General features: G+C 71.3%; 5 protein-coding genes, 1 rRNA gene and 2 pseudogenes. 3 read left to right on the plus strand and 5 right to left on the minus strand.

Going from position 1 to position 7042, the window contains the following annotated elements:
* The 3 genes from sucC to RM446_RS24445 form a co-directional block, all read right to left on the minus strand.
* A partial coding sequence (gene sucC / locus RM446_RS24435; RefSeq protein WP_311547801.1) for an ADP-forming succinate--CoA ligase subunit beta occupies positions 1 to 991 on the minus strand: 991 nt, incomplete at its 3' end.
* A 429-nt stretch (positions 992 to 1420) separates the two neighbouring features.
* The gene (locus tag RM446_RS24440) at positions 1421 to 2161 is read right to left on the minus strand and encodes a TSUP family transporter (protein ID WP_311547805.1); all 741 of its coding nucleotides are present in this window, start codon (positions 2159 to 2161) and stop codon (positions 1421 to 1423) included.
* 289 nt (positions 2162 to 2450) lie between these two features.
* Entirely contained in the window at positions 2451 to 2882 is a 432-nt protein-coding gene (locus RM446_RS24445) for a cobalamin B12-binding domain-containing protein (RefSeq protein WP_311547802.1), read from the minus strand.
* Between the two features lie 154 nt (positions 2883 to 3036).
* Here RM446_RS24445 and RM446_RS24450 point away from each other — a divergent pair, with 154 nt between their 5' ends.
* The 3 genes and pseudogenes from RM446_RS24450 to RM446_RS24460 form a co-directional block, all read left to right on the plus strand.
* Positions 3037 to 3345 (plus strand): hypothetical protein, encoded by a 309-nt coding sequence (locus tag RM446_RS24450; RefSeq protein WP_311547803.1) that lies wholly within the window; start codon positions 3037 to 3039, stop codon positions 3343 to 3345.
* A 148-nt stretch (positions 3346 to 3493) separates the two neighbouring features.
* Positions 3494 to 5008: pseudogene (locus RM446_RS24455) on the plus strand (AlkA N-terminal domain-containing protein); the annotation flags it as partial.
* Positions 5009 to 5206: 198 nt separating this feature from the next.
* Positions 5207 to 5680: pseudogene (locus RM446_RS24460) on the plus strand (methylated-DNA--[protein]-cysteine S-methyltransferase); the annotation flags it as partial.
* A gap of 93 nt (positions 5681 to 5773) precedes the next feature.
* Here RM446_RS24460 and RM446_RS24465 read toward each other — a convergent pair.
* Complete coding sequence (locus RM446_RS24465; protein ID WP_311547804.1) at positions 5774 to 6523, minus strand: dienelactone hydrolase family protein; 750 nt, start codon at positions 6521 to 6523, stop codon at positions 5774 to 5776.
* Between the two features lie 394 nt (positions 6524 to 6917).
* Positions 6918 to 7035: ribosomal RNA gene (gene rrf / locus RM446_RS24470) — 5S ribosomal RNA — on the minus strand.
* Positions 7036 to 7042: the final 7 nt, after the last annotated feature.

The following is a 7042-nucleotide window of genomic DNA, read 5'->3' on the forward strand; positions in this document are numbered from 1 at the left end:
CGTTGGCCACCGCGTCGCAGGCCGTGATCCCGCCGAAGACGTTCACGAACACGCTCTTGACGCCCGGATCGCCCAGGATGATCTCCAAGCCGTCGGCCATGACCTCGGCCGAGGCTCCGCCGCCGATATCGAGGAAGTTGGCCGGCTGGACCCCGCCGTGGGCCTCGCCGGCGTAGGAGACCACGTCCAGAGTGGACATGACCAGCCCGGCACCGTTGCCGATGATGCCGACCTGCCCGTCCAGCTTGACGTAGTTCAACCCCTTCTCCTTGGCCTTGACCTCGAGGGGATCGCCTTCGGCTGCGAAGGCGAGGCTCTCCAGGTCTTGGCGGAAGTCGGCGTTCTCGTCCAGGGTGACCTTTCCGTCGAGGGCCACGACACGGCCGTCGCCGGTGAGGATCATGGGGTTGACCTCGACCAGGGTGGCGTCGCGGCCGACGAACACGTCCCAGAGCCTGGTGACGACCTCGGCCGCGCCTTGGGCGGCGGCCTCGGGCAGCTTGGCCTTGGCGACGATCTCGGCGGCGACCTCGGGGGGAGTGCCCTTCAGGGCGTCGACCGGCACCTGGGCGACGGCGTCGGGGTTGGTCGCGGCGACCTCCTCGATCTCGACGCCGCCCTCGGCGGAGCAGATCGAGAGGAAGGTGCGGTTGGCCCGGTCCAGCAGGAAGGAGAAGTAGTACTCCTCGGCGATGTCGCTGGCCTCCTCGATGAGGACCCGGTGCACCGTGTGCCCCTTGATGTCCATCCCGAGGATCTGCCCGGCCTTGGCTTCGGCGTCGGCGGCGTCGTCGGCGACCTTCACGCCGCCGGCCTTGCCGCGGCCGCCCGTCTTGACCTGAGCCTTGACCACGACACGGGATGCGCCCGCCGCCGCGAACTCCTCGGCGATCGCACGAGCCTCGGCGGCCGTGCTCGCCACCTTCCCTTGGGGTACCGGTACCCCGTATTCCGCGAAGAGTTGCTTCGCCTGGTATTCGAACAGGTCCACGAGGGTCCGTCCTTGTTACTAGCTGGCTGCAGTGGTGTGCGGCGGCCGGCCGGGGCCGAAAACGCGGGACCGCCACGGGTCCCGCCGCGTTGAAACAGGGCTCGATACGCCAACCGCAACATGCGGAAGCTTAGCCCTCCCCGAGCTTGACAGCAGACACCGGGGCGGCGGTGACCAGTCATACCGCTTCGGGAAAGCGCGGAATGGCCCGTTCACGCCCGGTTGCCCGATGAGAACCGGTGTGCGGATTCACACCGGATCACAACCGCACGGGCGCCGGTGTGCAGCCGCCCGGGGGCGCGACCCCACCCGGCCCATCACCGCCGATCTTGTAGCTATCGTGAAGGAAATCGATTTCCATTTGCGATAGCTACAAGATCGGCGGAGTTGCGACCCGTGGACACGTGATCATCGGCTGCCCGCGGTCGCTCAGGCGAACTGCTCCCAGGCCAGGCGCACCAGCAGCGCGAGCACGACGACCACCAGCACCCCTCGAACGAACCCCGACCCCCGGCGCAGCGCCATCCGCGCGCCGATCTGGGCGCCGGCGACGTTGCACACCGCCAGTCCGAGCCCCAGCAGCCACAGCACGTCTCCGTTCCAGGCGAAGACCGCGAGCGCGCCCAGGTTCGTCGCGGTGTTGACCACCTTCGCCGACGCGGAGGCGCGCACGAAGTCCAGGCCGACTACCGTGGTCAGCACCATGATCAGGAAGGTTCCCGTCCCCGGTCCGATCAGGCCGTCGTAGAAGCCGACTCCGCCGCCGGCCAGCAGCACCGCCACGACGACGCGCCGCCGGGTCAGCAGTGTGGGATCGGCCACGGCACCCATCGCGGGGCGCGCGATGACGAGTACCAGCACGACGGCGAGCACGACCATCACCGTCGGCCGCAACGCGGCGGAGGAGACCGATCCTGCAAGCGCGGCGCCGCCTCCCGCGCCCAGCAGCGCCAGCCCCGCGGTGGGCCACATGATCCGCGGGTCGGGGCGCACGCCGCGGAAGTAGGTGACGGCGGCCGATGCCGTGCCCATGATCGCCGTGAGCTTGTTGGTGCCCAGCAGCGGCGCCACGGGAGCGCTGGGGAAGGCGACGAGCATCGCGGGCAGCATCAGCAGCCCGCCGCCGCCCACGACGGCGTCGACCCAGCCCGCGGCCAAAGCGGCGGTCATGAGCAGAGCGACGATCTCGGGGCCGGTCTCCACGCCGCTACCTCGGCCTTCGCGCAGCGATCGGTCCGGCCGGCGAAGGCCGGCGCGCTAGCTCGGAGCGGTCGGCCCGTCGGCAGGGCGCGAGCGGACGCGGGTACGGGAGCGGAAAGGGGCGCGCAGTCGCGGCACTGGGTGGCCGACCGGGCGGATCGGCACGCAAGGATGACACAAAACAGACATTTTACCGCCAAGGGTCGCGCCGACCCGCGCCGCAGGGTCCTCCGGGGCGGATGTCACACCGCGGCGCCGGTCACCCGGCGGCGCCGCTCGCACCGGCGTGCTGCGGCCTGATGTTCTCCCGAACCCATTCGCTGATCTCGGAGGTGGGCGTGCCGGGCGTGAACACCTTGGCCACACCCATCGCCTCCAGCTCCGGCACCTCCGCCTCGGGGATGATGCCGCCGCCGAACACGGCGATGTCGCGGGCGTCGTTCTCGGCCAGCAACTCCATGACGCGGCTGAAGATCGTCATATGGGCGCCGGAGAGCACCGACAGCCCGATCGCGTCGGCGTCCTCCTCCAGTGCGGCGTTGACGACCATCTCCGGCGTCTGGCGCAGCCCGGTGTAGATGACCTCGACGCCCGCGTCGCGCAGCGCCCTCACCACGACTTTCACTCCGCGGTCGTGGCCGTCGAGCCCGGGTTTGGCGACGACGACCCGCACGGTCGATGACCCGCCCATGTGCGTCCCTCCTGCCGATTGCCCGGTCGGCGCGGCCGCCGGCGCATACAGCGCCGCCCGCCCGCCACCGGTGGACCCGTTAACGAACAGTAACGTATGTCACCGCATGTTGGACGCGCGAGGGCCGGGTAGCCGTCGGGGCATGAGTGGAGACATGAGCGAGAAGGAGTCCCCGCTGGAGCTCCTGGAGACGCGGGTCCTGCGCGACCGCGCGGTGGCCCTGGCCCGTCACCGCTGGGACATCGGGTTCTTCTGGCGGCTGCTGGAGGTGCTCCCCGCCGCGGAGGCCGCCGCGGGCAATCTGGAGGCGGGTGAAGCGGGCGTCGCCCAGGCGTCCGGCCTGTTCTACGATGCCCTGGGGGCCGACGAGGACCCCCGCGTGCAGGAGCAGCTGCGTCCGATCTTCATCGACTACCTGCACAAGCACGGCGACGCCGCGGAGCGGTCGAGCGACTCCGCCTGAGCGCGGACGCCGGTGCCCGGGCGGGCGCCGTGCAGGCGGGCGCCTGGTGCCGGCGGCTCCGCCCGGAAGCGGCCGCGGCGGCCACCGCCATCTCCATGTCTGAAATCCGCTAGCACTGCTGGGGTTCACGCACGATGATGGATGCGTGATGGACGACGACCAGCGCTACCTGGCGGTGCGCAGCAAGGACGCGCGCTTCGACGGGGTCTTCTACGTCGGAGTGACCAGCACCGGCATCTACTGCCGACCGAGCTGCCCCGCAGTCACGCCCAAGCGTGCGAACACCCGATTCTTCCCCTCTGCGGCCGCCGCCCAGCGGACGGGCTTCCGCGCCTGCAAGCGGTGCCGGCCCGACGCCTCGCCCGGATCGCCCGAGTGGAACGTGCGCGCCGACATCGTGGGCCGCTCCATGCGGCTGATCTCCGACGGAGCAGTCGACCGCGACGGGGTCGCAGGGCTGGCCGAGCGGGTCGGCTACAGCGAACGCCAGCTCAACCGGCTGCTCGTGGCCGAGCTGGGAGCGGGGCCGCTGGCCATCGCCCGCGCGCAGCGGGCCCAGACCGCGCGCGTGCTGATCGAGACGACCGACCTGCCGATGAGCGACATCGCATTCGCCGCGGGCTTCTCCAGCATCCGCCAGTTCAACGACACGGTACGGGAGGTTTTCGCCCGCGCCCCCTCCCGGCTGCGCCGGGTCGGCGCGGGGCGCCCGGCACAGGTGGGCAGCGGCGAAACGGCTGCGGACGCCGCTGGTACCACGGCGCCGTCGGGGCCCCAGGGGGCCGGGACCGTCACGGTGCGGTTGCCGCTCCGCCCGCCCATCGACCTCGCCCACCTCTTCGGCTTCCTCGCCGCACGCGCGGTGCCGGGAGTCGAGGAGGTCGTCGACGGCGGCTACCGGCGCGTGCTCAACCTCCCCCACGGCCGCGGGATCGTCTACATCTTCCGGGGCGGCACCGACGACCACGTGTGGTGCCGTCTCTGCCTGGACCTGATGAAGGACCTGGGCACGGCCGTGCACCGCTGCCGGAGGCTGCTGGACCTGGACAGCGACCCCGACGCGGTCGCCGACGCCCTCGGCTCCGACGGCGGTCCGCTGGCCGGGATCGTCGCCGAGCGTCCCGGACTGCGGGCGCCCGCGAGCGCCGACGCCGCCGAGATGGCCGTGCGCGGCATCATCGGCCAGCAGGTCTCGGTCGCGGCGGCGCGCACGGTCGCCGGGCGGCTGGTGGAGCGCTTCGGCACGGCGCTGGCCTTTCCCCAGGGCGACCTGACCCGGGCCTTCCCCGGCCCGGAGGTGTTGGCAGCGGCCTCCCCCGCGGATCTGCCGATGCCCGCAGGCCGCGCTAAGGCGCTGATCGCGCTGAGCGGGGCGCTGGCGTCCGGCCGGATCGAGCTGGACCCGGGCGCCGACCGCGACGAGGCCTCCGCCCGGCTGCGCGAACTGCCCGGCATCGGCCCGTGGACCTCCGACTACATCCGCATGCGCGCGCTCGGCGACCCCGATGTGTTCCTCGGGACCGACCTGGGCGTACGCAAGGCGCTGGAGCGTCTCGGGCTGCCCGGCGACCCGGGCTACGCCGACCGGGCCGCGCAGGCGTGGCAGCCGTGGCGCTCCTACGCCACACACCACCTCTGGGCGGCCGGCGCGCACCCGGCCGAAGCCGGCGCGGCGCACACGCGACCACCACCCCGCGACCGGAGGGGCAGGCACACGACGATGAGGACACCGACGATGACCGCAGACCCGAACACGATTCAGGACGCCCTGCCGCTGGAGGTGGCCGAGCCCCGGTCCGAACGCGTCGCTCCGGCGCGGTTCGCCGAACCCCGCAGCGGGACACCGCTGTATGACCTGGTGCCCTCGCCGCTGGGTGAGCTGCTGCTCATCGGCGACGGCGAGGCGGTCACGGGGCTGTTTATGAGCCCGCACGAACGCTTCGCTCAGGGGGTCGGGAAGGAGTGGCGGCGCGAGCCGGAGGCGCTGCGGGAGGCGGCCGAGCAGCTTGCCGCCTACTTCGCCGGGGAGCTGCGGGAGTTCGACCTGCCGCTCGCTCCGCGGGGGACCGCCTTCCAGCGCACCGTCTGGAGCGCGCTGACGACGATCCCGCACGGGCGGACCGCGACCTACGGCGAGATCGCCCGTTCGATCGGGCAGCCGAACGCCTCGCGTGCGGTCGGCATGGCCAACAACCGCAACCCGATCTCCATCATCGTGCCCTGTCACCGGGTGATCGGTGCCAACGGTGCGCTGGTCGGCTACGGAGGCGGGATCCCGCGGAAGCAGAGCCTGCTCAGCCTGGAGCGGGGGACGGGGACCGGTGTCAACGGCTAGGGAGTCGGCCTGATCGGGGCGGAGCGCCGCGCAGCGGCGTCACGCCCCGATCCGTGCGTGCCCCGCCGGCGCCCCGACGCCGGCGGGGCGGGCCTACTGCAGTGCGCGGGCGAGGAGGGGGAGCAGGCGGTCCCAGTGGCGCTGCAGTGCGGAGGGGTCGAATGCGTCGGTGTCGGACATGGTGAAGCCGTGAACGGTGCCGGGGTAGACCTCGGTGGTGTAGTCGCGTCCTGCGGCGTCCAGGGCGTGGTTGAGCTCGCTCGTGGCCTCGGGCGTCAGGTCGCCTTCGGCGAGGCCGAGGTGGACGTCCGCGGTGAGACGGGGGACGAGGCGATGCGGGCTGTCGGGCGCGTCGGTGACCACGAAGCCGGGGTGAAAGCCGGCGAGAGCGGCCACCCGGCCCGGGTGGGCGGTCGCGGTGCGCATCGCCAAGGCGGCGCCCACGCAGTAACCGATCACACCGACGGGGCCGACGCCGACCTCGGGCCGGGTGGTGAGGAACCTGAGGTAGGCGTCGGCGTCGCGCAGGATACGTTCGGGTGTGTGCTGCTCGATCAGGGGCATCAGCCGCCCGATGATCGCGGTCCGGACCTCTTCCCCGATGTGTTCGGGGAGTTCGGTCGCCGGTGCCGGGCCGTGCCGGTAGTAGAGGTTGGGCACGAGCACGTAGTACCCCTGCTCGGCAAGCTCGCGGGCTCTCGCCTCCAGCTCCGGCCGCAAGCCGAAGGCGTCCGTATACAGCAGCACGCCGGGGTGCCGCTCGCCGCGGTCGGGAAAAGCGGCGAAGGCGTCGGCTTGGCCGTCCGAGGTGGGAATCTGAATCTGCAGCGTCGTGGCGGGCATGGATCCTCCTGTCGTTTCGATGTGTCGAACCATTCATCGATACGACGGAGGCGGAGCCCGCGCATCAGCGCCGGATCCTCTGTCGAACTGCGGGCACGCGTCGGCCCGTACGACGCTCAGAAGAGCACCGGGTCATCAATCCGTGCGTGGCGCAGCGCCGTCCCGGTAATCATCACAGGCCACCTTAGCCCGCCGGACGAATCCGACACCACCGTGCAGTGCCAACCCTGCTCTGCACGGTCATCCCCGCATAATTGAATCTCCCGAGGACGGCAGCGTGCGGGGAGGACGCGCGCACGCGCGGGGTTCTCATTCGATCACCGAACGCGTTCGAATTTCGGCATAAAAAAGGGTGGGAAGCCCCCAGAAAAGGGGACCTCCCACCCAATAAGAAATGCGGCAGCAACCTACTCTCCCACCCCCACCATGAAGGCAGTACCATCGGCGCAAAGAGGCTTAACGACCGGGTTCGAAAAGGGACCGGGTGTGACCCTCCCGCTATCACCACCGCAAACCACA

Origin of the sequence: Streptomonospora wellingtoniae, from assembly GCF_031845375.1 — a bacterium.
GTDB classification, from domain to species: domain Bacteria; phylum Actinomycetota; class Actinomycetes; order Streptosporangiales; family Streptosporangiaceae; genus Streptomonospora; species Streptomonospora wellingtoniae.

Excerpts from the sequence above, each read along its gene's own strand:
- RM446_RS24440 (WP_311547805.1), bottom strand. The coding sequence starts at position 2,161 with ATGACCGCCGCTTTGGCCGCGGGCTGGGTCGACGCCGTCGTGGGCGGC.
- RM446_RS24445 (WP_311547802.1), bottom strand. The coding sequence starts at position 2,882 with ATGGGCGGGTCATCGACCGTGCGGGTCGTCGTCGCCAAACCCGGGCTC.
- RM446_RS24450 (WP_311547803.1), top strand. The coding sequence starts at position 3,037 with ATGAGCGAGAAGGAGTCCCCGCTGGAGCTCCTGGAGACGCGGGTCCTG.
- RM446_RS24465 (WP_311547804.1), bottom strand. The coding sequence starts at position 6,523 with ATGCCCGCCACGACGCTGCAGATTCAGATTCCCACCTCGGACGGCCAA.